The organism is Paraburkholderia phymatum (genome assembly GCF_040965635.1).
Taxonomy (GTDB): domain Bacteria; phylum Pseudomonadota; class Gammaproteobacteria; order Burkholderiales; family Burkholderiaceae; genus Paraburkholderia; species Paraburkholderia phymatum_B.
This window is the reverse complement of record NZ_JBFRCH010000037.1, coordinates 1-24,644: the sequence shown is the minus strand read 5'-3', so window position 1 is coordinate 24,644 and position 24,644 is coordinate 1. Positions and strand designations below refer to the sequence as shown.

The 24,644-nt window shown below is 64.2% G+C and carries 25 protein-coding genes; 19 read left to right on the top strand and 6 right to left on the bottom strand.

Translation table 11 applies throughout. The annotated features are described in order from the left end of the window. Positions 1 to 331 precede the first annotated feature (331 nt). The 6 genes from AB4Y32_RS34150 to AB4Y32_RS34125 all read left to right on the top strand — a co-directional run bounded on the left by AB4Y32_RS34150 (position 332) and on the right by AB4Y32_RS34125 (position 6,608). Positions 332 to 796: an RbsD/FucU family protein gene (locus tag AB4Y32_RS34150; protein ID WP_368725529.1), complete on the top strand. Its 465-nt coding sequence runs from the start codon at positions 332 to 334 to the stop codon at positions 794 to 796. Between the two features lie 5 nt (positions 797 to 801). Continuing rightward, positions 802 to 1,761 carry a ribokinase gene (rbsK, locus tag AB4Y32_RS34145; RefSeq protein ID WP_368725528.1) on the top strand — a complete coding sequence of 320 codons (960 nt, stop codon included), beginning with the start codon at positions 802 to 804 and terminating at the stop codon, positions 1,759 to 1,761. Between the two features lie 50 nt (positions 1,762 to 1,811). Then, complete coding sequence (locus AB4Y32_RS34140; protein ID WP_368725527.1) at positions 1,812 to 2,831, top strand: ABC transporter permease; 1,020 nt, start codon at positions 1,812 to 1,814, stop codon at positions 2,829 to 2,831. Between the two features lie 115 nt (positions 2,832 to 2,946). After that, on the top strand, positions 2,947 to 3,951 hold the full coding sequence (locus AB4Y32_RS34135) for an autoinducer 2 ABC transporter substrate-binding protein (protein WP_368725526.1): 1,005 nt from the start codon (positions 2,947 to 2,949) through the stop codon (positions 3,949 to 3,951). A 76-nt stretch (positions 3,952 to 4,027) separates the two neighbouring features. Further along, positions 4,028 to 5,560, top strand: coding sequence for a sugar ABC transporter ATP-binding protein (locus AB4Y32_RS34130; RefSeq protein ID WP_368725525.1), 1,533 nt, complete (start codon positions 4,028 to 4,030; stop codon positions 5,558 to 5,560). A 1-nt stretch (position 5,561) separates the two neighbouring features. Continuing rightward, complete coding sequence (locus tag AB4Y32_RS34125; RefSeq protein ID WP_368725524.1) at positions 5,562 to 6,608, top strand: ABC transporter permease; 1,047 nt, start codon at positions 5,562 to 5,564, stop codon at positions 6,606 to 6,608. Positions 6,609 to 7,425: 817 nt separating this feature from the next. Here the strand turns inward: AB4Y32_RS34125 and AB4Y32_RS34120 are convergent. Beyond that, positions 7,426 to 8,148, bottom strand: coding sequence for a DeoR/GlpR family DNA-binding transcription regulator (locus tag AB4Y32_RS34120; protein ID WP_368725523.1), 723 nt, complete (start codon positions 8,146 to 8,148; stop codon positions 7,426 to 7,428). Positions 8,149 to 8,448: 300 nt separating this feature from the next. On the opposite strand from AB4Y32_RS34120, the gene AB4Y32_RS34115 reads away from it, so the two are divergent. Both AB4Y32_RS34115 and AB4Y32_RS34110 read left to right on the top strand, forming a co-directional pair. Further along, positions 8,449 to 8,886, top strand: a complete 438-nt coding sequence (locus tag AB4Y32_RS34115; protein ID WP_368725522.1) for a DoxX family protein — start codon at positions 8,449 to 8,451, stop codon at positions 8,884 to 8,886. Positions 8,887 to 9,035: 149 nt separating this feature from the next. Beyond that, a complete protein-coding gene (locus AB4Y32_RS34110; RefSeq protein WP_368725521.1) occupies positions 9,036 to 9,308 on the top strand; it encodes a hypothetical protein in 273 nt (90 codons plus the stop codon). A 106-nt stretch (positions 9,309 to 9,414) separates the two neighbouring features. Here AB4Y32_RS34110 and AB4Y32_RS34105 read toward each other — a convergent pair whose 3' ends face one another. Both AB4Y32_RS34105 and AB4Y32_RS34100 read right to left on the bottom strand, forming a co-directional pair. Then, positions 9,415 to 10,899: an MFS transporter gene (locus AB4Y32_RS34105; protein ID WP_368725520.1), complete on the bottom strand. Its 1,485-nt coding sequence runs from the start codon at positions 10,897 to 10,899 to the stop codon at positions 9,415 to 9,417. Between the two features lie 176 nt (positions 10,900 to 11,075). After that, positions 11,076 to 12,383 carry an MFS transporter gene (locus AB4Y32_RS34100; protein ID WP_368725519.1) on the bottom strand — a complete coding sequence of 436 codons (1,308 nt, stop codon included), beginning with the start codon at positions 12,381 to 12,383 and terminating at the stop codon, positions 11,076 to 11,078. Positions 12,384 to 12,647: 264 nt separating this feature from the next. On the opposite strand from AB4Y32_RS34100, the gene AB4Y32_RS34095 reads away from it, so the two are divergent. Next, on the top strand, positions 12,648 to 13,370 hold the full coding sequence (locus AB4Y32_RS34095) for a response regulator transcription factor (protein WP_368725518.1): 723 nt from the start codon (positions 12,648 to 12,650) through the stop codon (positions 13,368 to 13,370). Positions 13,371 to 13,512: 142 nt separating this feature from the next. Here AB4Y32_RS34095 and AB4Y32_RS34090 read toward each other — a convergent pair whose 3' ends face one another. Continuing rightward, a complete protein-coding gene (locus tag AB4Y32_RS34090; RefSeq protein ID WP_368725517.1) occupies positions 13,513 to 14,418 on the bottom strand; it encodes a dihydrodipicolinate synthase family protein in 906 nt (301 codons plus the stop codon). 151 nt (positions 14,419 to 14,569) lie between these two features. On the opposite strand from AB4Y32_RS34090, the gene AB4Y32_RS34085 reads away from it, so the two are divergent. The 7 genes from AB4Y32_RS34085 (at position 14,570) to AB4Y32_RS34055 (ending at position 19,842) form a co-directional block, all read left to right on the top strand. Beyond that, entirely contained in the window at positions 14,570 to 14,815 is a 246-nt protein-coding gene (locus tag AB4Y32_RS34085) for a hypothetical protein (protein ID WP_368725563.1), read from the top strand. Next, on the top strand, positions 14,766 to 15,731 hold the full coding sequence (locus AB4Y32_RS34080; protein ID WP_368725516.1) for a 4-hydroxyproline epimerase: 966 nt from the start codon (positions 14,766 to 14,768) through the stop codon (positions 15,729 to 15,731). Before AB4Y32_RS34085 ends, AB4Y32_RS34080 begins: the two co-directional genes overlap by 50 nt. After that, positions 15,728 to 16,849 (top strand): NAD(P)/FAD-dependent oxidoreductase, encoded by a 1,122-nt coding sequence (locus AB4Y32_RS34075; RefSeq protein ID WP_368725515.1) that lies wholly within the window; start codon positions 15,728 to 15,730, stop codon positions 16,847 to 16,849. The genes AB4Y32_RS34080 and AB4Y32_RS34075 overlap by 4 nt, the downstream gene beginning before the upstream one ends. Further along, on the top strand, positions 16,842 to 17,120 hold the full coding sequence (locus AB4Y32_RS34070; protein ID WP_368725514.1) for a 2Fe-2S iron-sulfur cluster-binding protein: 279 nt from the start codon (positions 16,842 to 16,844) through the stop codon (positions 17,118 to 17,120). Before AB4Y32_RS34075 ends, AB4Y32_RS34070 begins: the two co-directional genes overlap by 8 nt. After that, positions 17,117 to 18,436, top strand: coding sequence for an FAD-dependent oxidoreductase (locus tag AB4Y32_RS34065; RefSeq protein ID WP_368725513.1), 1,320 nt, complete (start codon positions 17,117 to 17,119; stop codon positions 18,434 to 18,436). Before AB4Y32_RS34070 ends, AB4Y32_RS34065 begins: the two co-directional genes overlap by 4 nt. A 195-nt stretch (positions 18,437 to 18,631) precedes the next feature. Beyond that, positions 18,632 to 19,408 carry an AraC family transcriptional regulator gene (locus AB4Y32_RS34060; RefSeq protein WP_368725512.1) on the top strand — a complete coding sequence of 259 codons (777 nt, stop codon included), beginning with the start codon at positions 18,632 to 18,634 and terminating at the stop codon, positions 19,406 to 19,408. Between the two features lie 98 nt (positions 19,409 to 19,506). Then, positions 19,507 to 19,842 (top strand): hypothetical protein, encoded by a 336-nt coding sequence (locus tag AB4Y32_RS34055; RefSeq protein WP_368725511.1) that lies wholly within the window; start codon positions 19,507 to 19,509, stop codon positions 19,840 to 19,842. A 39-nt stretch (positions 19,843 to 19,881) separates the two neighbouring features. Here AB4Y32_RS34055 and AB4Y32_RS34050 read toward each other — a convergent pair whose 3' ends face one another. Continuing rightward, a complete protein-coding gene (locus AB4Y32_RS34050) occupies positions 19,882 to 20,196 on the bottom strand; it encodes a hypothetical protein (protein ID WP_368725510.1) in 315 nt (104 codons plus the stop codon). A gap of 161 nt (positions 20,197 to 20,357) precedes the next feature. Next, positions 20,358 to 20,696, bottom strand: coding sequence for a hypothetical protein (locus AB4Y32_RS34045; protein ID WP_368725509.1), 339 nt, complete (start codon positions 20,694 to 20,696; stop codon positions 20,358 to 20,360). Between the two features lie 443 nt (positions 20,697 to 21,139). On the opposite strand from AB4Y32_RS34045, the gene aroQ reads away from it, so the two are divergent. From aroQ to AB4Y32_RS34030, 3 genes are all read left to right on the top strand, one after another. Further along, positions 21,140 to 21,595 (top strand): type II 3-dehydroquinate dehydratase, encoded by a 456-nt coding sequence (gene aroQ, locus AB4Y32_RS34040; RefSeq protein WP_087736998.1) that lies wholly within the window; start codon positions 21,140 to 21,142, stop codon positions 21,593 to 21,595. Further along, entirely contained in the window at positions 21,595 to 22,449 is an 855-nt protein-coding gene (locus tag AB4Y32_RS34035) for a shikimate dehydrogenase (protein ID WP_368725508.1), read from the top strand. The genes aroQ and AB4Y32_RS34035 overlap by 1 nt, the downstream gene beginning before the upstream one ends. 82 nt (positions 22,450 to 22,531) lie before the next feature. Beyond that, positions 22,532 to 23,890 (top strand): MFS transporter, encoded by a 1,359-nt coding sequence (locus AB4Y32_RS34030; protein ID WP_368725507.1) that lies wholly within the window; start codon positions 22,532 to 22,534, stop codon positions 23,888 to 23,890. The last annotated feature ends 754 nt before the right edge of the window (positions 23,891 to 24,644 follow it).

The window sequence follows — 24,644 nt, the reverse complement described above, 5'->3', positions numbered from 1 at the left end:
GCATGCGAACGCCCGATCCGGGCCGCAGGGCAAGGAGTAGAGGAGCGCCGTTTGGCCGCGCCAAACAAGCGACGATCGACGCCGCCATGTGGCTCGGATCGGGCGTTCCCCTGGAATGAACTTCACGTCAGGGGTTGCCCCGTAAAGGGCCGCCCGCTGCGTCATGCTCCTTGCGAATATGCCCCGAAGGAAATCCCCTTGGGGGACGTCCAGTATTCGCGGCGTCGTAGTCCTTGCGAGCGGCCCTTTACGGGGCAACGCATGCACGTTTCATATGTAAGCAGACCCTAGACAAGGCGACAGCGCGCCAACCGAAAACGGAGGAGACAACGTGCTGAAGAATCTGGACCCGCTGTTGAACGCCGATGTGCTGCACGCGCTGCGCGCGATGGGCCACGGCGATGAAGTCGTGATCTGCGACGCGAATTTCCCGGGCGACTCCGTTGCGCGTGAAACCGTCACGGGCAAGCTGCTGCGACTCGACGGCGTCGATGCGCCGCGCGCGATTCGCGCCGTGCTTTCCGTGCTGCCGCTCGATACGTTCGTCGATGATCCGGCGCTGCGCATGGAAGTGGTCGGCGAGCCCGACACGATTCCCGCCGTGCAGGGCGAAGCGCAAGCCGAAGTGAACAACGCGGAAGGGCGCGACGTGCCGTTTGTCGGCATCGAGCGCTTTGCGTTCTATGCGCGCGCGAAGAAAGCGTACTGCGTGATCGCGACGGGCGAGCAGCGCGGCTACGGCTGCTTCGTGTTCAAGAAGGGCGTGTTGCTCGCGCCAGACGCTCCAAGGGAATAACGCCGATGGCCACGCAACAAAAACAAGGCCGCGTCGTCATTCTCGGCATCTACGTGACCGATCTCACGTTCCGCGCGGACCGGATGCCGTTGATCGGCGAAACGATTGCGGGTTCCGCGTTCAAGATGGGGCCGGGCGGCAAGGGCTCGAATCAGGCCGTCGCGGCGGCGCGCGCGGGCGCCGACGTCGTGTTCTGCACGCGCATCGGCAACGACGCGTTCGGCGCGATTGCCCGCTCGACGTGGGACGCCGAAGGCATCACGGTGCGCGCGTCGGTGATCGACGGCGCATCGACGGGCGCGGCCCACATCTTCGTCGACGACATCACCGGCAAGAACGCGATCATCGTCGCGTCGGGCGCAGCGGGAACGATGAACGCGAGCGACGTCGACGCAATCGAAAAAGACATCGCGTCGGCGCGCGTGTTCGTCACGCAACTCGAACAACCCGTCGCCGCCGCGCGGCGTGGACTCGAAGTCGCGCGCAGGCACGGCGTGACGACAGTGTTCAATCCCGCGCCCGCGCTGCCTCTCGACGACAGCATTTTTCCGCTGTGCGACTACATCACGCCGAACGAGACGGAGACGGCCGCGCTGACGGGCATCGAAGTCCGCAACGTCGACGATGCGCGCCGTGCCGCCGACGTGCTGCTGGAAAAGGGCGTGCGCAACGTGATCGTGACGCTCGGCGAAGCGGGCGCCTTGCTGCATTCGGCTGAACAGTCGGTGTTCGTGCCGGCGTTCCAGTGCGGGCGCGTGGTGGAAACGGCGGGCGCCGGCGACGGCTTTACGGGCGGCTTCGCGGCGGCGCTCGCGCGCGGCGCGGATGCCGTCGAGGCGACGCGTTTCGGCTGCGCGCTCGCGAGCATTTCGGTGACGCGCCCCGGCACCGCGCCGTCGATGCCGATGCTCGCGGAAGTCAACGCCGTGCTCGCGCAGTCGCGCGATCCGCTTTCAACGCATTGAGCGAGCGCGCCGTGTTGCGCGGCGCACAGTCTGAAGGAGTTCGTTTCGACATGAAGTCCTCGCTTTTCACTGGCCTCTTTCGCGACCGGCAACTGAACTTTCTGCTCGTCGTCAACGTGCTCGTCGTACTCGTCGCGACATGGGTATCGCAAGGCCAGTTCGTCTCGCTCGACAACCTTCAGTCGATGGGCGGGCAGTTGCCCGAACTCGGGCTGCTCGCGCTCGGCATCATGCTGTCGATGGTGTCGGGCAACGGCGGCATCGACCTGTCGGGTGTCGGGCTCGCGAGCCTGTCGGGCATGGTCGCGGCACTGATCGTGCCGAAGTTCATCAGCGGCGACGACTCGCCGATGCTCTACACCAGCGCGTTCTGCGCGATCGTCGTGTGCATGGGGCTCGTCGGCGGCTTTCTGAACGGCGTCGTGATCGCGCGCCTGCGTCTGACGCCGATTCTTTGCACGCTCGGCACGCAGCTGCTGTTCACGGGCTGCGCGGTCGTGCTGAGCAACGGTGCGTCGGTGCACGTCGATTATGTCGAGCCGCTGTCGGATATCGGCAACGGCACGTGGCTTCAGGTGCCCGTTTCGTTCGTGATCTTTATCGCGGCCGTCGTCGTGCTCGGCTGGGTGTTGCGGCGCAGTCCGTTCGGCTTGCGTCTCTATCTGATGGGCACGAACCCGAAGGCGGCGTTCTATACGGGGATTCCACGCGCGCGGATGCTCATTCTCACGTACACGATGTGCGGCGTGCTTGCGTCGCTCGCGGGTCTGATCAGCGTCACGCATACGTCGAGCGCGAAGTGGGACTACGGCAATTCGTATCTGCTGATCGCGATCCTGATCGCCGTGATGGGCGGCGTGAATCCGGCGGGCGGCTATGGCCGCATCATCTGCGTGTTTTTCGCGGCCACGGTTTTGCAGTTCCTGTCGAGCCTCTTCAATCTGCTCGGCGTTTCGCAGTTTTTCGGCGATTGCGCATGGGGTTTTCTGCTGCTGTTGTCGCTCGCGTTCGCGGGTGGCGAGCGGGTGCGCGCGATCTTCGGCTTCGCGCAGCCGAACCAGAGGCGTTAGCGCGGCATCACCGTACAAGCGGACATCGGAGCCCTGGATATCCGCCGACGTGCATACGCAGATGAAGGGCGACATGGATGGACATTGAGCGACTAAAGACAAAGGAGACAAACGCATGAAGCTGACTCGACTGAGCACTGCCCTCGCTGCCGGCGCACTCGCGGTGGGCGTCATCGCCGCCGCGCAGGCCGCGACCAACGAGACGATCGTCACTGTCGTCAAGGTGACGGGCATCAACTGGTTCAACCGGATGGACGAGGGCGTCAAGCAGTTCGCGAAGGACAACCCCGGCGTGCAGGCGTATCAGACGGGCCCGGGCCGCGCCGACGCCGCGCAGCAACTGAAGATCATCGAAGACCTGATCGCGAAGAAAGTGACCGCGATCGCGGTCGTGCCGTACGATCCGCCGACGCTCGAACCGGCGCTGAAGAAAGCAATGGATCGCGGCATCAAGGTCGTCACGCACGAAGCGGACAACGCGAAGAACACGATGGTCGACATCGAGGCGTTCGACAACAGCGCGTACGGTGCGGGCCTGAATGAGCGCCTCGCATCGTGCATGCACGACGAAGGCAAGTGGGCCGTGCTGGTCGGCTCGCTCGGCAGCCGCTCGCAGGTGCAGTGGGCCGATGGCGGCATCAACAACGCGAAGGCCAAATACCCGAAGATGAATCTCGTCGAGCCGAAGCTCGAAACGAACAACGACGGCGAGAAGGCCTATGAAGTCGCGAAGGAAGTGCTGCGCAAGCATCCCGATCTGAAGGGCTTTCAGGGCTCGTCGTCGCTGGATGTGATCGGCATCGGCCGCGCCGTCGAAGAATCGGGCATGCAGGGCAAGATCTGCGTATATGGCACGGGCCTGCCGACGGAAGCGGGCAAGTTCCTCGAAAGCGGCGCTGTGAACGGCATCGCGTTCTGGGACCCGAAGCTCGCGGGCATCGCGATGAACAAGGTTGCTCAGATGCTGGTCGACGGCAAGACGGTGGCGAATGGCGCCGATCTCGGCATTCCGGGTTATACGAAAGTGACGGTCGAGAAGGGGCCGGGCAAGGGCATCATCGTGCGCGGCCAGGGCTGGGTGAACGTCGACAAATCGAACTACAAGCAATACAACTTCTGAGCGCGGCATGACCGCGTGCCGGCTGTCGAACGAGAGCCGGCACGCGGCGATATTCATCTGGAGCACGGCTTTCGGCATGAATCAAAACGTTTCCTCCACGCCGTTCTTGCAGGTGGTCGGCGTACACAAGCGGTTCACGGGCGTGCATGCGCTGCGCGGCGTGAGCCTTTCGTTCGAGCGTGGGCAGATCTATCACCTGCTCGGCGAAAACGGCTGCGGCAAGAGCACGCTCATCAAGATCATCTCCGGCGCGCAGCCGCCCGATGAGGGCGAACTGATCATCGAAGGCGTGCATCATGCGCGGCTGTCGGCGCTCGAATCGCTGGCGGCGGGCATCGAGACGGTCTATCAGGACCTGTCGCTGCTGCCGAACATGAGCGTCGCGGAGAACGTCGCGCTGACGTCCGAGCTTGCCGAACACAACGGCCGTCTCACGCGCACGTTCGACCGCAAGGCGCTCGCGCGCACGGCGGCGAAAGCGCTCGAAGCCGTCGGCCTGCCCGGTGACGCGGAATTCCAGTCGACGCTGATCGAACAGTTGCCGCTCGCGACGCGTCAACTCGTGGCGATTGCGCGCGCGATCGCGAGCGAAGCGAAGTTCGTCATCATGGACGAGCCGACCACGTCGCTTACGCAGAAAGAAGTCGACAACCTGATCGCCGTGCTCGGCAATCTGCGCGCGCAAGGCGTGACCGTGCTGTTCGTGAGCCACAAGCTCGACGAATGCTATGCGATCGGCGGCGAAGTGATCGTGCTGCGCGATGGTCAGAAGATGGCGCAAGGCCCTATCGGCGAATACACGAAAGCACAGATCAGCGAGCTGATGACGGGGCGGCAGCTGTCGAACGAGCGCTATCGCGACGGCGCAGTCGGCAACGAAGTCGTGCTCGACGTGCAGGGCTTCACGCGCGGCGCGCAGTTCCGCGATGTGTCGTTCAAGCTGCATCGCGGGGAGATTCTCGGCGTGACGGGTCTGCTCGATTCGGGCCGCAACGAACTTGCGCGCGCGCTCGCGGGCGTCGCGCCTGCCGAGAGCGGCAAGGTCACGCTCGACGGCAAGGCCGTCGGTTTGCGCACGCCATCGGATGCGAAGGATCATCGCATCGGCTATGTGCCCGAAGACCGGCTGAACGAAGGGCTCTTTCTCGACAAGCCGATTCGCGACAACGTGATCACCGCGATGATCGCGAGCCTGCGCGACCGCTTCGGCCAGATCGACCGTACTCGCGCGCAACAGCTTGCGGAACAGACGGTGAAGGACTTGCAGATCGCGACGCCCGGCGTCGACAAGCCGGTGCAGTCGCTGTCGGGCGGCAATCAGCAGCGCGTGCTGATCGGCCGCTGGCTCGCGATCGATCCGCGCGTGCTGATCCTGCATGGGCCGACTGTGGGCGTGGATGTGGGCTCGAAGGACATCATCTATCGGATCATGCAGAAGCTTTCGCAGCGCGGCATCGGCATCATTCTGATCAGCGATGATCTGCCCGAGCTGCTGCAGAATTGCGATCGCATCTTGATGATGAAGAAGGGCTGCGTGGCGAGCCAGTATCGCGCGGACCAGTTGAACGAAGCCCAGTTGTATCACGCTCTGTTGTCAGAGGCTGCATGAGATGTCGTCTATCATGAACCGGACCATGACTACCCCCAACGTCGTCGAAATCGCGCCCGAGGTCAAGCCGCCGACATGGCGCGCGAAGCTCTCGCGCAACCCGGAGTGGTTCACCGTGGCGTTGATCGTCGCGATGTGCGTGATCGTCGGCGCGATCAATCCGCGCTTCTTCCAGTTTGCGACGCTGTTCGATCTGCTGCATTCGGCGACGACGATGTCGCTGTTCGCGCTCGGCACGCTCGTCGTACTGGCGTCGGGCGGCATCGACGTATCGTTCACGGCGATCGGCGCGCTGACGATGTATGCGATCACGAAGGCCGTGTTCGCGTGGTGGCCCGATGCGCCGTTCGCGCTGATCCTGATTGCGGGCGCGGTGGGCGGCATCGTGCTCGGCGTGATCAACGGCGTGCTCGTGCATCGGTTGAAGGCGCCTTCACTGATCGTGACGATCGGCACGCAGTATCTGTATCGCGGCATCCTGCTGACGTTCATCGGCACGACGTTCTTCATGAACATTCCGCACAGCATGGACCACTTCGGGCGCATTCCGCTGTTCTTCTATCACACGGCGGACGGCTTGCGCGCGGTGCTGCCCGCGTCGGTGCTCGCGCTCGTGATCGCGGCCGTCGTCACGTGGTGGCTGCTGAACCGCACGATGATGGGACGCGGCGTCTACGCGATGGGCGGCAGTCTCGCGATTGCAGAGCGTCTTGGCTACAACCTGCGCGCGATCCATCTGTTCGTATTCGGCTATACGGGGATGCTCGCGGGCATCGCGGGCATTCTGCACGTGTCGAACAACCGGCTTGCGAATCCATTCGATCTCGTCGGCACGGAACTCGATGTGATCGCGGCCGTGATACTCGGCGGCGCGCGCATCACGGGCGGCACGGGCACGGTGGCGGGCACGCTGCTCGGCGTCGTGCTGGTGACGCTGATCAATAGCGTGCTGATTCTCGTCGGCGTGCCGAGCACGTGGCAGAAGGTGATTATCGGCGCGTTCATTCTGATCGCGGGGACGTTGTTTGCTTTGCAACGCAAAGGTTAGTTTTTTGTCTGCGACGCTGTTTGGTTTTTTGCCTTTGCGCTGGCATCCGCGAGGCGGTTCGCCTTACCCTGCGTTGGCATCCGCGATGCGCCTCGCGGCGCGGGCGTTGCCCCTGTGCGGGGCGGCACCTACTTTTCTTTGCAGCGGCAAAGAAAAGTAGGCAAAAGAAAGCCGCTCACACCGCCAGTGCAATTTATTACCCACGGGCTCTCAACGTCCCCATCCTTCACGCGGCAGCATGCTGGTCCATGTGCGTTGCCAGCGCACTACTTAAACGCCTCACCCGCTTCATGCACCCGCGTTGCGGCCCGCGACGTCGAATGTCCTGCGCCCCTTTGCGGCAAACTGTGTGTAGGCATTCGCGCCGCACAGGACGTGCTCGCTATGCGATACGCCTACGTACTGCGGGCGTTGCCGTGTACGGTGCAGCAACCGCATTCACTACCGAAATGGGGCGCTAAACGTTCGATGGCCTTTGTCGTGCCACAGATGCACGGAGCGGGTAAGGCGTATAGCCAGAACGTTGGCAACGAACACCAGCGAGCACGCTGCCGCGTGAAGGATGGGGACGTTGAGAGCCCGTGGGTAAAGGCCAAGCACTGGCGGTGTGAGCGGCTTTCTTCTGCCTACTCTTCTTTGCCGCGGCAAAGAAGAGTAGGTGCCGCCCCGCACAGGGGCAACGCCCGCGCCGCGAGGCGCATCGCGGATGCCAGCGCAAAAGCAAATGCACCACCACAAAAGAGCCGTCACAGACATAAACCGCAATCGCGGATGCCCGCGACAAAGGCAAAAAACAAACAGCGTCGCAGACAAAAAACTAACCCTTCCGCACTTCCTGCCCCTTCTCGGTGATGATCGACGTAAAGTCTTCGATCTTCGAGAACCGCACGGCCTTCACGACGCCGAACTTGCTGCTGTCGACGACGAGATGGCTTTCCACCGCGCTCGCCATCGCCGCCTGTTTCAGCGCGACTTCGTGAAAGTTCCAGCACGTGACGCCGCGCGCATCGTCGACGCCGCCCGCCGAGATGAACGCCTTGTTGATGCCCATGCGCCGCAGCACTTCGATGCTCTCGTCGCCCGAGAACGAATCCGACGACGGCACATAGACGCCCCCCAGCAGGATCATCCGCACGTTCGGCTTGCGCCGCAGAATTTCCGCAACGTTCAGCGAATAGCAGACGACCGTCACGTGCATTTCGTTCGGAATCAGGCGGGCGAGCGTCGTGAGCGTCGTGCCGCAATCGATGAAAAGCGTCTCGTTGTTGCCGATCAGCTTCGCAGCGATCGCCGACGCCTCCGCCTTGGCCTGCGCAAAGTGGTCCTTTTCCTGTTCCAGCGAATAGCCGGCCGTGTTGGGCACGTCCGTCGCGCTGACGATGTAGCCGCCCAGGTACGTGAAATGGTCCGGGCTCGCCGCAATGTCGCGCCGCACCGTCATTTCCGACACACCGAGCAGCGTCGCCGCGTCGCGCAGGCGCATCACGTTCTGTTTGGCCACCGCATCGGCAAGCATGCGCAGACGTTCGGTTTTCAGCATGGGGAAGGTCTCGCTAACGCAATGGAGGGCGGTGAAAAACGCGCGTTAGATTTTGTTCGATTTCCTGAGAGGATTATAACAAATGCGCGCATCGACGGTCGGGTAATTTGACCTTGATGGTCCGCGACCCGTCTGCATTTCTGTCGTCGCTCCGCGCACGCAAATCCGAGAATTCAGGCAGACTCGGCCTAATCTGTCGCCTTGGAAAACCCGAGCATTGCACTTATTCTGACTTCAGCGCCCGGGAACTGATGACGTGCCGGTCGGTCTGCTGCTTAATTCAATTCAGGAGCCACACCTATGACGCGTCCCGTCGATTCCGGCGTAATTCTTCTTGCCCGGCTCATGCTTGCCGCACTTTTTCTGTGGAGCGGCGTGATGAAGCTGATCGGGTATGCGGGCTTCGTCGGCTATCTGCATTCGAAGGGCGTGCCGCTCGTGCAGATCGCCGCGCCGGTGGCGACGGCCGTCGAGGTGTTGGGCGGCATCTTTCTGGTGGTCGGCTTCAAGATTCGCGCGCTCGGGCTGTTCATGGCCGTATACACGATCGCGACGGCCATCATTGGGCACGACTTCTGGAACATCACCGACGCGGCGGTGCAGCGCGACATGGTGATCCATTTCTGGAAGAACGTCGGCATCGCAGGCGGCTTCCTGTTGCTGTGCGTGACGGGCGCTGGACGGATCAGCATCGACGGCGCGCGCGCGCCGAGGGGCGGCCTGAGCAGCAGCCTGTGATCGTTGCGCGCACAGCGGCGCGAAGCGTTGCGACGGGGCCGGTTCATGTCGCAGCCGGTTCGCGGCACCGAGGTGAGAGCGGGCATCATTCCTGCATCGTTCGGGATGCAGCGTCCGGACAAGCCAGTTTGACTTAAAAGGAGCACGCGATGATTCAAGCTTTCGACCATACGATCGGCGGCACGGTCATGCGGTTTTGCGCGAGTCTCGGCGAAGGGCCGATGCACCACCGCGTGATCATCAGCCGGGCCGATACAGCGGAGACACTGGTCGTTTTCGATGCAGCCGGATTGATCGGCTCGATCAAGGCGGAGATGGAAGAGCCCGACAAGCAGATCGCCGATGCGATCAGCAAGGCACAGAGCGACGGGCTCATCGAGAAAGCGCTTGAAACTGGCGTGATCCAGCAGGCAACGCTGTAGCGATTTTCCGGGTTTGCCGGACATTGCAACACCCACGATGCGCGTGCATCGTGGGTGTTGTGCTTTTAGGGCGCCGTGCTTGCGCCCTGTATCGGTCGCATGTTTGTCATTCGTTCGCGCTGGCGGGCCGCGCGCCGCCCGCAGCGTTGCGTGGCCGGCCGCGCGCATGCGGCTGCGGATGCACGAGACACGCGAGCACGAGCGCAATCAGCAGCAGACACGCGGATATCAGCGTCGATGCCTTGAGGCCGCCGACGATATGCTCGGCGCCCGTGGTACTCGCCGCCGCTGTCGCGCTCGCGAGCGCGCCGAACAGCGCGACGCCGACTGCGCCGCCCGCCTGGCGCGCAGTGTTCAGGACCGCCGATGCCGTGCCCGCGCGCTTTGCGTCGACGCTCGCCAGCACGGCCGTCGTCATCGCGGGCACTGCGAGGCCCATGCCGGAAGGGATCAGCAGGAAGGGCCCGAGCAGCGTCCAGAGCGGCGAAGCAGCGTCGGCGAAATGCAGCAGTCCGTAGCCGAGCGCGGCCGTGATCGCGCCCGCGATCATCGGCACGCGCACGCCGAGCCGCCCGACCACCCAGCCGCTTGCGAGATTCGAAATCAGGAAGCCGCCCGTCAGCGGCAGGAACGCGAGGCCTGCCTGCAACGCCGTCTCGCCGCGCGCGTGTTGCAGATAGAGACTCAGCACGAACACGACGCCGTAGTACGTGAGGTTCACGCAGATGCCGAACAGTACGGCCGCGCTGAACGTGCGGTTGCCAAAGAGCGCGAGCGGCAGCATCGGCGCATGGGCGCGCCGCTCGCTGACGATGAACGCGCATGCTGCGATCAGCGCGAGCACGAAGCTGCCGCCGACGAGGGGATGCGTGAAGCCGAGCGGGCGCCATTCGATGACGGCGCCCGTGAATGCCGTCAACGCGACGATCGCGAGTATCTGACCCGATGGGTCGATGCCGCGTGTGGCCGCGCCGTCGTGTGCCGCATCGTGCGACGACGGTGAAGCAGCCGGCGAAGCAGGCACCCACGCGAACGTCGCGAAGAGCCCGAGCGCGCAGATCGGCAGATTCACGAGAAAGATCGCGCGCCAGCCGAGCGCGGCGATCAGCAGCCCGCCGATCACGGGGCCTGCCGCAATCGCAACCGCGCCCGCCGCCGTCCACAAGCCGACCGCGCGGGCGCGCAGCTTCGGATCATGGCCGCAGGCCTGGTTGAGCAGCGCGAGCGAATTCGGCAGCATCGCGGCTGCGCCGATGCCTTGCACGGCGCGCGCGGCGACGAGCGTCGATGCGTCGAATGCGAGTCCGCACGCAAGCGACGCCGCCGCAAAGAGACCAAGGCCGAACGCGAACAGACGCCGTGCGCCGTAGCGGTCGCCGAGCACGCCCGCCGACAGCATCAGCACCGCAAACGCAAGTGTGTACGCATCGACGATCCATTGCAGGCCGGTGACGTTTGCTTGAATGTCCGAGCCGATCTTCGCCAGCGCGATATTGACGATCGTCACGTCCAGTTGCGTGACGACGAAGCCGATGCTGACGGTCGCGACGATGCGCGCGAGCGTCCGTGTGAAGCGAGGTGTGTGGGTCATTTGGCATGGGACGGGAGCAAGCGATCAAGCACTGACTCCCGTCGACAGAAATATCCATGCCTCGATGATAGGGCTGCCGCGCCATCCGACGTTTCGGACCGGCCCGAAGTGTCGATTGCGGTGTCGACACACCGACGCGCGCAAGCGGCGCGCCCACGCACGCCACTTCATGCGGCTTATCGTGCCGCGTCCCGCTTCACGAAGCACGCCGTCAGCGCGCCGATTGCGCACAGCGCGCCGACGTACAGCGTGGGCGCCAGTGGATTCGACTTCATCATCAGCGACACGACGATCGGCGTGAGGCCGCCGAACACCGCATACGCGACGTTGTACGAGAACGAGATGCCCGAGAAGCGCACGACGGGCGGAAACGCGTTGACCATCACGAACGGCACCGCGCCGATCACGCCGACGAACAGGCCCGCGACGGCATAGAGCGGCACGAGCATCGCGCTATCGACGGCGAGTTGCTGGAAGAGCGCGTAGTACGCGATGCCGAGCGCGACGCAGCCCACGAAAATCGTGCGCCCCGCGCCGAAGCGCCCCGCGAGCGAACCGGCGAGCACGCAGCCGATGGTCAGGCACAGCGTCGCGATGCTGTTGGCGAAGAGGGCCGTCGAAGGCGCGATGTGAAACTGCTTTTGCAACAGCGTCGGCGTCATCAGGATCACGACGACGATCGCGGCCGACAGCATCCACGTGAGCAGCATCGAGACGATCACTGCACGGCCATGATCGCGCAGCACGGCCTTCAGCGGGATTTCCCCGGCGAGCGACTTGCGCTGCTTCATCTCGGCGAACACGGGCGTCTCGTGCAGCCAGCGGCGCAGATAAACCGAGAACAGGCCGAACACGCCGCCGAGCAGAAAAGGAATGCGCCACGCGAAACCGGCGATATCGGCGGGCGCGAAATGGCGGTTCACGGCCGACGCGACCAGCGATCCGAGCAGGATGCCTGCCGTGAGGCCCGCCGTCAGCGTGCCGCACGCATAGCCGACGTGACGCTGCGGCACATGCTCGGAGACGAACACCCATGCGCCCGGCACTTCGCCGCCGACGGCCGCGCCCTGCATCACGCGGAACACGAGCAGCAGCACGGGCGCCATGATGCCGATGCTCGCGTAGGTGGGCAGCACGCCCATCAGCAGCGTCGGCAGCGACATCAGCAGCACGCTCAGCGTGAACATGCGCTTGCGCCCGAGCAGGTCGCCGAAGTGCGCCATCACGATGCCGCCGAGCGGACGCGCGAGATAGCCGGCAGCGAAGATGCCGAACGTCTGCAACTGGCGCAGCCAGTCGGGAATCGATTGCGGGAAAAACAGTTGTCCGATCGCCGGGGCGAAGAACACGAAGATGATGAAGTCGTAGAACTCGAGCGCGCCGCCGAGCGCGGCGAGGCTGAGCGTCTTGTAATCGTGGCGGGTCAGGGGACGCGCGTGCGCGATGTCCCCGGCGTGTGGTCTACCCAGTTGTGTTGCTTGCATTGCCTGTCGTAATGGAAAGAGAGAAGCCGCGCGTTGCGCGCGGGGTACGGCGGTCGTCAGGCGGGGAGTGCGACAGTGCGGGGTAGCGCACGGGACACGGCACGCCGGCCCGGATAAGGCGGCGTGATGACGAATTTGGCCAGCGCGCGATTTTACAGTATGTAATTTGTCGCAGAATCTTTGCAAATTCAGACAAGTCTTATGGGCTTAATGGCGGTGCCTGATGAGAATCGCGATCCGTGATCAATCGTCGGGGGAACCACCATGCGTATCGCCATTCTTCAGCGTGACCCTGTGCAGGGAAAATTGCTGGAAAAGATCATCGTGCAGGCCGGCCACAGCTGCATGCTCTACGACGACGGCCTCGCGCTGTCCAAAGTGCTGGCCCGCTCGACGATCGACATGCTCGTGCTCGACTGGCACGCGCTGCGTCTGTCGGGCACGGACGTGCTGAAGGCGGTCCGCTCGGTCGGCGGCGAGCGCATGCCGGTGGTGTTCGCGTCGAAGGACGACTCGGAAGAAAGCGTCGTGCGCGCGTTCATGCTCGGCGCCGACGACTACGTCACGTTGCCGACGCGGCATGCCGAATTCCGTGAGCGGATTTCCGCGCTGTTGCGCCGCGCTTATCCGGAACGGTACGGCAAGGACAGCTTCGATGTCGGGCATTATCACTTCGACACTCGTCGCCAGCTCGTCACGCTGCGCGGTACGCCCGTGCAACTGTCGGGCACGCAATACCGGTTGGCGTCGCTGTTCTTTTCGAACATCGGCCGCGTGCTGTCGCGCGATCACATCTTCGCGATGGTCTGGGGCCGCGAGTTCCGCGAAGTGACGCGCACGATCGACAGCCATGTGTCGCGGCTGCGCCTGCTGTTGCAAATCGACCCGCACAACGATTTCCGTTTGCAGCCCGTGTACAAGAGCGGCTATCGGTTGCTGCATCTGCGCAACGAAGAAGCCGTCGCTGAGCACGCCGAAGCGGCTTGAGTGCGCTCGGGCATCACGCGTGGCAAATGCGGCGGCTTCGGCCGCCGCATGTTTTTTGTGGTGTGGCTTTTGCGCAATGATTCCGCGCACTGACTTCTCATACCGGCCGTGCCTGCCGGCTACGCCGCACACGCGCTCATGCTTATAGCTTCGGAAGCGCCGGCCGCGTTTCGATCGAATGACGGATGAGCGCTTCGACGGCCTTGCGTTCATCGCCCGCGAGCGGCAGGCGCGGCGGACGCACAGGCTCCGTGCCCAAGCCGACGATCGCTTCCGCGAGCTTGATGTTCTGCACCAGCTTTGGCGAAACGTCGAGCGCCAAGAGCGGCGCGAACCAGCGATAGATCGCGCGTGCTTCCTCCAACCGTCCCGCCTTCAACAGCCGGTAGATCGCGACCGTCTCATGCGGGAATGCGCAGACGAGCCCCGCCACCCAGCCGTGCGCGCCCATCAATATCGCTTCCATCGCCAGATTGTCGACGCCGCACAGAATCGCATAGCGGTCGCCGGCTTCGTTGATCAGGTCCGTCACGCGCCGCACGTCGCCGCACGACTCCTTGATGGCGACGATCTTCTTCTCGTCGGCGATTTCGGCGAACATCTCCGGCGTCATGTCGACGCCATAGGCGAGCGGATTGTTGTAGATCATCAGCGGCAGCGGGCTCGCGTCGGCGACCATGCGGAAGTGGTTCAGCGTCTCGCGGCGGTCGGACAGATAGCGCAGGCCGGGCAGCACCATATAGCCCGCTGCGCCATGTTTTGCGCCCGTTTCAGCCTGACGGCAGCCGTCGAGCGTGCTGTTCTCGGCGATCGTCAGCAGCACGGGCACGCGGCCGCGCGATGCCTCGACGGCCACGTCGAGCACTTGCAGCTTTTCGTCGAGGGAGAGCGTGGACGCTTCGCCGAGCGAGCCGCACACGATGATGCCGTCGACGCCCGCATCGATTTGCGCTTCGATGTTCTTGCGGGTTGCCGCGCCGTCTATGCTGAAATCCGCGTTGAACTTGGTGGTGACTGCGGGCAATACGCCTTCCCAGATGTGCGCCACGACTGCTCTCCTGAAAGTGATGAGTCGAGTGCAGTGTACGCAGCGAATATCCGGGTGTCTTGCGCGAATCGCGCGTCATGCGTGACGATTTCGGCACAGTGATTGTGCGACGGCGATCCATGATTCAAGGTGAATTTATTGATTTGCGACCGTGAACCCCATTGCGCTGCCTCAATGGCGCATGCAAACCGTGCCGCTTCCCGATGCGATGCAATGGCATGCCAATGACCGTTCAATGGACCAGCCGGCAGCGCGTCAAACACGCAGCCAGCGATTTGCAAACTATGCCAAAATCGTCACAATCCACGCGCAGCCGCTTCAAGACTGCGCGGTGCCGCATTCCTACCATGGGCGGCATGAAAACCCTGAACGTAATCGATTCGCACACGGGCGGTGAGCCAACCCGCCTCGTCGTGTCCGGTGGCCCCGATCTCGGCGGCGGCACGCTTGCGCAACGGCTCGACGCGTTTCGCGCGCGCTTCGACGACTGGCGCAAGGGCATCGTCACCGAGCCGCGCGGTTCCGATGTGGTCGTCGGCGCGCTGCTGTGCGAGCCGGATCACAAAGAGTGCGCGGCGGGCGCGATCTTCTTCAACAACGTCGGCTATCTGGGGATGTGCGGTCATGGGACGATCGGACTCGTCGTGTCGCTCGCGCATATGGGACGCATCGGGCCGGGACGGCATCTGATCGACACGCCCGTCGGCATCGTCGAGGCGACGCTCAACGCCGATCTCGGCGTGTCGGTGCGCAACGTGCCCGCGTATCGGCATTGCATGGACGTGACCGTCGACGTGCCGGGCTTCGGTGCATTGACGGGCGACATCGCGTGGGGCGGCAACTGGTTCTTCCTCGCCGCCGACCATGGCCGTACGCTCGATGCGTCGAACATTGCCGAACTCACGCGTTTCAGTTCGGCGATCCGCGATGCGCTGATCGAGTCGGGTATCACAGGGGCGAACGGCGCGCTGATCGACCATATCGAACTGTTCGGTCCGGGCTCGCGTGCAGGGATCGATAGCCGCAGCTTCGTGCTGTGCCCCGGCAACGCGTACGACCGCTCGCCGTGCGGGACGGGAACGAGCGCGAAGGTCGCGTGCCTCGCCGCCGACGGCAAGCTCGCGCCGGGCGCGGTGTGGCGGCAGGAGAGCATTATCGGCAGCGTGTTCGAAGCGAGCTACGTAGATGGCGGCACGCAGAACGACATCCCCACCGTCGTTCCGACCATCACGGGGCACGCGCACATCATGGCCGAAAGCCGTCTGTGCTTCGACGAACGCGATCCGTTCGCTTGGGGCATCCGCACGGTATGACGGCTGACGTGGTGATCGTCGGCGCGGGCATCGTCGGCGCGGCGTGCGCGGCGGAACTCGCGGCGCGCGGCCTGCGCGTGACGGTGCTCGACGCGCAAGGCATCGGCGGCGGCGCGACGGCGGCGGGCATGGGGCACATCGTCGTGATGAACGACTCGCCCGCCGAATTCGCGTTGAGCCGTCATTCGCGCGAACTGTGGCTCGCTCTTGCGCCGCAGTTGCGCGCGCGCGATGCGTTCGCGCGTTGCGGCACGCTCTGGGTTGCCGCCGATGGCGAAGAGCTCGACGCCGCGCGCGCGATGCAAGCGGCGTTCGCCGCGCAACAGGTTGCGGCCGATCTGCTCGATGCGCGCGCGCTGTACGACTGCGAACCATCGCTTGCGCCGGGCATGGCAGGCGGCCTTCTCATCGCGGACGACAGCATCGTGTACGCGCCATCCGCCGCGCAATGGATGCTCACGCAGTCGCCGGCAGCAGCATTGATCGACGTGCGGCTCGATACGCGTGTGACAGCGCTCGACAGCCATCAGGTCACGCTTTCGAATGGCGAGCGTATCGAGTGTGCGCATGTCGTCGTCGCGAACGGACTGCAGGCGGTGGCGCTCGTGCCCGGGCTGCCGTTGCAGCCGAAGAAGGGCCATCTGCTTATCACGGACCGCTACCCCGGTTTCATTCGACATCAACTGCTCGAACTCGGCTACATCAAGAGCGCGCATCACGCGACGGGCACGTCGGTCGCGTTCAATGCGCAGCCGCGTCCGACAGGGCAACTGCTGATCGGCTCGTCGCGCCAGTTCGAGACGACCGATCCAGCCGTCGAGATGCCCGTGCTCGCGCAGATGCTCGAGCGCGCCGCGCGTTATTTGCCCGAATTGCCCGCGCTCGACGGCCTGCGTGCATGGACGGGATTTCGTGCGGCATCGCCGGATGGCTTGCCGTTGATCGGTCCCGCCGGCAGCGCGGCGCCTGGCGTGTGGCTCGCCGTCGGGCACGAAGGGCTTGGCGTGACGACGTCGCTCGGCACGGCGCAACTGCTCGCCGCGCAGATCACGCGGACGCCCGCCGCGATTGCCGCCGACCCGTTCCTGCCCGAGCGCTTCGAGACCTACCATGTCTGACTCTGATGCAAGGCGTGAACGCATACGCGTCGTGATCGACGGCGAGGCTCTCGATGTCGGCGAGGGCGTGACCATCGCCGCGGCGCTTGCGGTCTGCGGCGCGAGCACGAGCGGGACGCGCGCATCGGCGACGGGCGAGTTGCGCTCTGCGTTGTGCGGCATGGGCATCTGCCACGAATGCCGCGTGACGGTCGACGGCCGCGCGCATGTGCTCGCGTGTCAGACGCTGTGCCGCGACGGCCAGATCATTCAGACGGCGAGGCGGCGATGAACGACGCGCACTTCGATCTCGTCGTTGTCGGCGCGGGGCCTGCGGGTCTCGCTGCTGCGCGCGAGGCCGCGAACGCGGGTGCGCGTATCGCCGTGCTCGACGACAATCCGCGCGCGGGCGGGCAGGTGTGGCGCAATGGGCCGATGCATCCGCCGTCAAAGGCGTTGACCGCTCATTTGCAGACGATGGGGGCGATGCGCGCTACCGATACGAACGATTCGAACGCCCGCGTGACGCTGTTGCAATCGGCGCGCGTCGTCGCGCCGCTCGACGGACGCCGTCTGCTGATCGAATCGGCGGAACGCGGCGGCGCGCGCATCGGCTACGAGCGCTTGATTCTCGCGACAGGCGCGCGCGAACGGCTGCTGCCGTTCGACGGCTGGACCCTGCCCGGCGTGACGGGCGCGGGCGGCCTGCAGGCGTTGATCAAAGGCGGCGTGCCTGTGCGCGGGGAGCGCATTGTGATCGCGGGCAGCGGTCCGTTGTTGCTCGCGTCGCTGGCCACCGCGCGTGCGGCTGGCGCGCGGATCGTCGCCGTCGTGGAGCAGGCGTCATGGGCTTCCGTGATGCGCTTTGGCGCGTCGCTTGCGGCGACGCCCGTGAAGCTCTGGCAGGCGGTGCAGTTGACGCGCGGCTTCGCGGGCCCGCGTTATCTGACGTCGGGCGCGGTGCGTGCCGCGCAAGGTGACGGCCGCGTCGAGCGCGCGATCATCAAGCGAGCCAATGGGCGGATCGTGTCGATCGATTGCGACCGCATTGCTTGCGGCTACGGGCTCGTGCCCAACACGACGCTCGCTCAGTCGTTGGGCTGCGCGATGGACGGCGATGGCGCGATCGTCGTCGACGAGTCGCAGCGCACGTCCGTCGACCGCGTGTTCGCGGCGGGCGAATGCACGGGCGTCGGCGGGATGGAACTCGCGCACGTTGAAGGGCGGCTAGCCGGGCTGCATGCGCTGGATGTCGACGATCAGACGCTCGTCGACGCGCTTGTGAAAGAACGCGAGCGTTGGCGCCATTTCGCGCAGCGCGTCGAGACGGCATTCGCGTTGCGCGAGTTCGCGCGTGCGATGCCACGCGACGATACGCTGCTGTGCCGTTGCGAAGACGTATCGATTGGCGAAGTCCGCTCGCACGCGAACTGGCGCGATGCAAAGCTGCACACGCGCTGCGGCATGGGCGCGTGTCAGGGACGCGTGTGCGGCGCGGCGGCGCACACGCTGTTCGGCTGGCAGGTCGCGCAGACACGTCCGCCCATCAGTCCCGCGCGGATCAGTACGTTGCTGCTGGCCACCGACACACAAACGGCCGCCGACTGAGAAGCCGCCAGCGTCAACCGCCGACTGGCAAGCTCCATACGCACCATCAGGCACGCATCAGACGAAAAGCGCCTGCAATCCCGCAAAGCGAATTTCTTCGCGCGCATCGCGCCGCCCTATAATCGACCAGCCCCGCGAGCGTTTGCCGGGGCTGACATCCACCGTTCACCGCAGTTCATGCACGGAACCCGCACGATGAACACGCTCGCACATTCGCTCGACGCGCTCGATCCGGGCGACGCGTCGCTGGCCGGGATGCTCTCGCATTTCGCGTTGCTCGGACCCGTCTTCGACGCGATGCCCGACATCGTGTTCTTCGTGAAAGACGCGCAGGCGCGCTATGCGCTCGTCAACCGCACGCTCGTGTCGCGCTGCGGCTTCAAGGAGAAAGAGGCGCTGCTCGGCAAGACGGCGGAAGAGGTGTTCCCGAGTCGCTTCGGTCGCATCTATACGGCGCAGGACAAGGCCGTGATTCATGTCGGCAGCCAGATGGTCGATCAGCTCGAACTGCATCTGTATCCGGGCCGGCAGCCAGGCTGGTGCCTGACCTGCAAGCAGCCGTTGCGCGATGCGGCGGGGCGCGTGGTCGGCCTGGCCGGCATCTCGCGCGACCTGCGCGCCGACGAAAGCAGCCACCCCGCGTACAGCCGGCTCGCGACGGTCGTTCAGTATCTGCAAGAGAACTATGTGCAGCCGCTGAATCTGAAGCATCTCGCGGCGATGGCGGATATGTCGGTGGCGCAGCTCGAACGGTATTTCCACAAGGTGTTTCATCTGACGCCACGTCAGGTGCTGCTCAAGACGCGGCTCGATGCGGCGACGTCGCTGCTCGTCTCGCACGACAAGGTGACGGATGTCGCCGCGTTGTGCGGCTACACCGATCACAGCGCATTCACGCGGCAGTTCAAGGCGACGGTCGGCGTGACACCGACCGAATACCGGATGCTGTTGCACGGCACTTCGCGCAACTAGCAGTCAATCGCGTCGACGCCCGTCACGAACCGGCCGCACGCGCGTCGTTGAGCGCGCGGCAAGGGCGTTTCCGCAGTCAGAAGAAAACCCAGCAAACGATGCCTGTTCGCCGTCAAAAGCTTCGCTACTACGTATATGTGGTGGCGCTCGACGATACCGTCTGGAACGAGGCGCGCTTTCGGCGCGCGAATCCCGACTATCGTTTCGAACGTCCGTGCGTGTATGTGGGAATGACGGGGCTGGACCCGGATCTGCGCTTCGACCGGCACAAGGCGGGCATCCAGTCGAACCGCTACGTGCGCGACTACGGCGTGAGGCTGATGCCGGAATTGTATGAAGTGTTCAACCCGATGCCATACGAAGGCGCGCGCGACATGGAAGTCGAACTGGCGATCGGATTGCGTGAAGCCGGTTATGCCGTGTGGCAGGCATGATCACGCGGCGCGAGACGCACGGCGCGCTGCCGTAGACGTTCAGCGGACGCCGAGCCCGCGCAGGATCGCGTTGCCTTCGGACGTCAGGCGGATGTGCGATTCGCCCGCATCGGTGGAGACGGTCTCGACCAGACCCGCTTCCTGCAGCATCGGAAGTTCCGGTTTCGCGAACGCGGCGACGGGCGCGTGCAGCAACAGCAGCAGCGTGGCAATTTCGTGCGGGCTCAGTAGCCGGCGCAGAAGCGTCGACTTTTTCGGCGCAGCAGTCGTCGTGTTGGCGGCTTGCGCCGGCGCGGCCGATGATCCGGCTACGCTGCGCTTCTTCAGGTCGTTACGGTCGTTGTGGTAATCCATCCAGGGCACCTTGTGCGGAACGCGGGTCAGTGTCGAAGACGAATCGTGACGGCCAAGACTTAAACGATTCTTAAAGTCCCCGCCCGCCGGCCTTTGCCGGGCGGGCGAAGTTGTTTCATCGGGTTACATCGCGGCAGCGCTCGCAGCGCTGAAAGCCACCTTTAAGGCGCGCATTCCTTACTCGCGCCCTCGATCCACAGATTCGACGTGTTGCGCTTGCCTGCGTAGTAGCGAAACGTCGTGCCGCCGTTATCGGTGCGGACCTTGACGATGTTCGAATCGCCGAAATCGAGCATCTGGCCTTGCGGAATCGGCGTGGCCTTGACGGGCGTGTCGTGCTTTGCCGCAGCCTGGGTCATGCACTGGATGACGTCGTCGGTCGAGCGGTTCGTCATCGTGTCTTTCATCGGATCGCCGGCATCCGGGTTGTGCGACGCCTGATATGCGGCGCAAGCGGCGAGAAACAGCGGAACGGACAGGGTGACGGCTAGCTTCCTCATAACTCTCCTTCGCGTTAGCGGCTGCGCATTGGTGCGGCGTGACTGCCGCGCCCGTCGGCGAAATGCCGCGAAACATTCGGGAAATTATATCGACGCAAGCCACATGCCCGGTTTTCGGACGGCTGCGGCGGCGATGCGGACCCTGCGCAAAGCGCTCGCCGCGCCGGTCGAAAGCGCCGTTTCGAACGCGTTCCCGCTACCGGAGTGCCACTATTTCCGCACCACTTGGTTACTACTATTCGCTGCCTGCTTCACGACAATTCCATGAAAAATAGCGGTTTGTACGATCAAATTTAAAACTAACTAGATCGTACAAATTTAGTAAAAACCCCAAAAGACGCGCGCCGGATACGGGTGCAAACTTCGGTTCACGTTGCGGAACAACGTCGTGGAGGCGGTTTGTGTTTTCCGCACGGAGAGTCAATTTTGTGGAGCGGTCAGTCATGAGCTTTGCGTCGGTGCTGGTCCTGAACGGACCCAATCTCAACCTGCTCGGCACGCGAGAGCCGACTATCTACGGTGCGGAAACGCTCGACGATGTCGCGCGCCGTTGTCGCGAGGCGGGCGAACGGCTCGATCTCGCGATCGATTTCCGCCAGTCGAACGCCGAGCATCAGCTGATCGACTGGCTGCACGAAGCGCGCGAGACGCAGCAGGGCATCGTGATCAATCCCGCCGCTTATACGCATACGTCGGTGGCGATCGCGGATGCGTTGTCGGCGATCGCGAAGCCCGTGATCGAAGTGCATATCTCCAACATTCACAAGCGCGAGTCGTTCCGGCATCACTCGTATGTGTCCGCTGTCGCGGAAGCCGTGATTTGCGGCTGCGGCACGCAAGGCTATGTGCTCGCGCTGGAGCGCATGGCAGAAATCCTGAAGTCGAAGAAGGTGAAGTAATGAGCACGCAATCGTATCTGGTGGGTCTGATCGGCTCGGGCATCGGCGGGTCGCTGAGTCCCGCCATGCATGAAGAAGAGGGCCGTCAGCTCGGCCTGCAATACGTCTACCGGCGCATCGATCTCGAAGCGCTGAAGCTCGACGCGTCCGCGCTGCCGGAGCTGATCGTCGCTGCCGAGCGGATGCGCTTCAACGGCTTCAACGTCACGTATCCGTGCAAGCAGCAGATCATTCCGCTGCTCGACGAGCTCTCCGACGACGCTCGCGCGCTCGGCGCCGTCAACACGGTGCTGTTGCGCGACGGCAAGCGCATCGGCCACAACACCGACTGGTCCGGCTTCGCGCGCGCGTTTCAGCGCGGCCTGCCGGGTGCGAATCTCGATCGCGTCGTGCAACTGGGCGCGGGCGGCGCGGGTGCCGCCGTCGCGCATGCGGCGTTGATGATGGGCGCGCGCGCGCTGACGGTGTTCGACGTCGACAGCGCGCGTGCGAAGTCGCTCGCCGATGAATTGCAGGAGCGCTTCCCCGCCACGACGGTGAGCGCGGGCGAGTTCCTTCAAGGCGCGATGGAGCAGGCCACGGGCCTGATTCACGCGACGCCGACAGGCATGGCGAAGCTGCCCGGCATGCCGTTGCCCGCCGAGCTGCTGCATCGCGCGCTGTGGGTCGCCGACATCGTCTATTTCCCGATCCGCACGGCGCTGCTGCAAGCCGCTGAAGAAGTGGGCTGCCGCACGTTGAGCGGCGGCGGCATGGCCGTCTACCAGGCCGTCGACGCCTTTCGCATCTTCACTGGCCGCGAGCCGGACCCGGAACGAATGTACGCGCATCTGCAGTCGCTGCTGACCCGCTAACACCCGCTACTACGCACCCCTACGCACCCCTACGCACCACTCGCACTACGACAGGTCCTGCCCCAGGGACACGGAGACAACCATGCCGCAATCGATTCAACATCCCGACGCATCGGCCGCCCCGCCGAAGAGCGTGGCCACCGCGCGCCGCTCGAAGGCGCGCTATGGCATCCTCGCGCTGCTTGCGATCGGCACGATGATCAACTACCTGGACCGCACGGTGCTCGGCATCGCCGCGCCACAGCTGACGAAGGAACTCGGCATTAGCGCCGCGCTGATGGGCGTGATGTTTTCGGCGTTCTCGTGGAGCTATGTCGCGTCGCAGATTCCAGGCGGACTGTTTCTCGACCGCTTCGGCAGCAAGATCACGTACTACCTGTCGATGACGCTCTGGTCGTGCTTCACGCTCGCGCAGGGTTTCGTGCACAACGTCGGCGCGCTGCTCGCGTGCCGCCTCGGCTTGGGCGTCACGGAAGCGCCATGCTTTCCGACCAACAGCCGCATCGTCGCGACGTGGTTCCCGCAAAGCGAGCGCGCGATGGCGACGGGCACGTACACCGTCGGCGAATACATCGGCCTCGCGTTCTTCAGCCCGTTCCTGTTTGCGCTGATGGGCGCGTTCGGCTGGCGCTCGCTCTTCTGGGTCGTCGGCGGCGTGGGCGTCGTGTTCGGTCTGGTGTGGTGGCGCTTCTATCGCGAGCCGCGCGACCATCCGGGTGCGAATGCGGCCGAACTGGAGTACATCGAAGCGGGCGGCGGTCTGACTCACCGCAAGGCATCGAAGGAAGCAACGGCTGCCAGCGGTAACAACGGCGGCTTCAGCTGGCGCACGATCGGGCAGCTGCTGAAGCACCGCCAGCTGACGGGCATCTGCCTCGGCCAGTTCGCGGGCAACTCGACGCTCGTGTTCTTCCTGACCTGGTTCCCGACTTACCTCGCGACCGAGCGCCATATGGGCTGGCTGAAGATCGGCTTCTTCGCGATCATGCCGTTCATCGCGGCTTCGATCGGCGTGATGTTCGGCGGCACGTTCTCGGACTGGCTGCTGCGCCGCGGCGTGTCAGCGAACGTGGCGCGCAAGCTTCCGATCATCGCCGGTCTTCTGCTCGCGTCGACGATCATTCTCGCGAACTACGTCGAGAGCAACGTGACGGTGATCGTGATCCTGTCGGTGGCGTTCTTCGCGCAGGGCATGGCGGCGCTCGGCTGGACGCTGGTGTCGGATATCGCGCCCGACGGACTGCTCGGCGTGACGGGCGGCATCTTCAACTTCGCCGCGAACCTCGCGGGCATCGTGACGCCGCTCGTGGTTGGGTTCATCGTGTCGGCGACGGGTTCTTTCGTGGGCGCGCTGGTGTTTATCGGCGTGGTCGCGTTGGTTGGGGCGCTGTCGTATATCTTCATCGTTGGGGATATCAAGCGGATCGTGCTGCACGATTGATGTTTTTTTTGTCTGCGACGCTGTGTCCTTTTTGCCTTTGTCGCTGGCATCCGCGATCGCTTTGCCCTTATCGCGGGCATCCGCGATTGCGCCTCGCGGCGCGGGGGTTGCCCCTGTGCGGGGCGGCACCTACTCTTCTTTGCCGCGGCAAAGAAGAGTAGGCAGAAGAAAGCCGCTCACACCGCCAGTGCTTGACCTTTACCCACGGGCTCTTAACGTCCCCATAGTTCGGGCAATAGCGTGCTGGCTTGTGTTCGTTGCCAACGCTGCAGCTAAACGCCTCACCCACTTCATGCACGTGTGGCACGGCTAAGGGTATCGAATGTTTCAGCGCCGCATGTCGGTAGTGAATGAGCTTGCTATGTCGTACAGGATACCGCCCGCACTGTAGCTGCATTGCGTAGCGAGGGTGTCCTTTGCGGCGCGAATGCCTACACACAGTTTGCCGCAAAGGGGCGAGGGAATATTGATGTCGCGGGCTGTAACGCAGGGGCGTGAAGCAGGTGAGGCGTTTGAGTAGTGCGCTGGCAACGAGCTTGGGCCATATGTGCTGCCGCCAGAAGTACGGGGACGTTGAGAGCCCGTGGGTAAGAGTCAAGCACTGGCGGGTGAGCCCGCTTTCTTTGCTTAGGAAGGTCTGAACAACCCGTTTTTTTATCGCACTTCTGCCGAGCGCCCGAGACAGGGATCGCGGTATCACTGGCACGGCGTCAGACCACTACCGGTCGCGTCTTTTACCCAGCGGCTCGACATC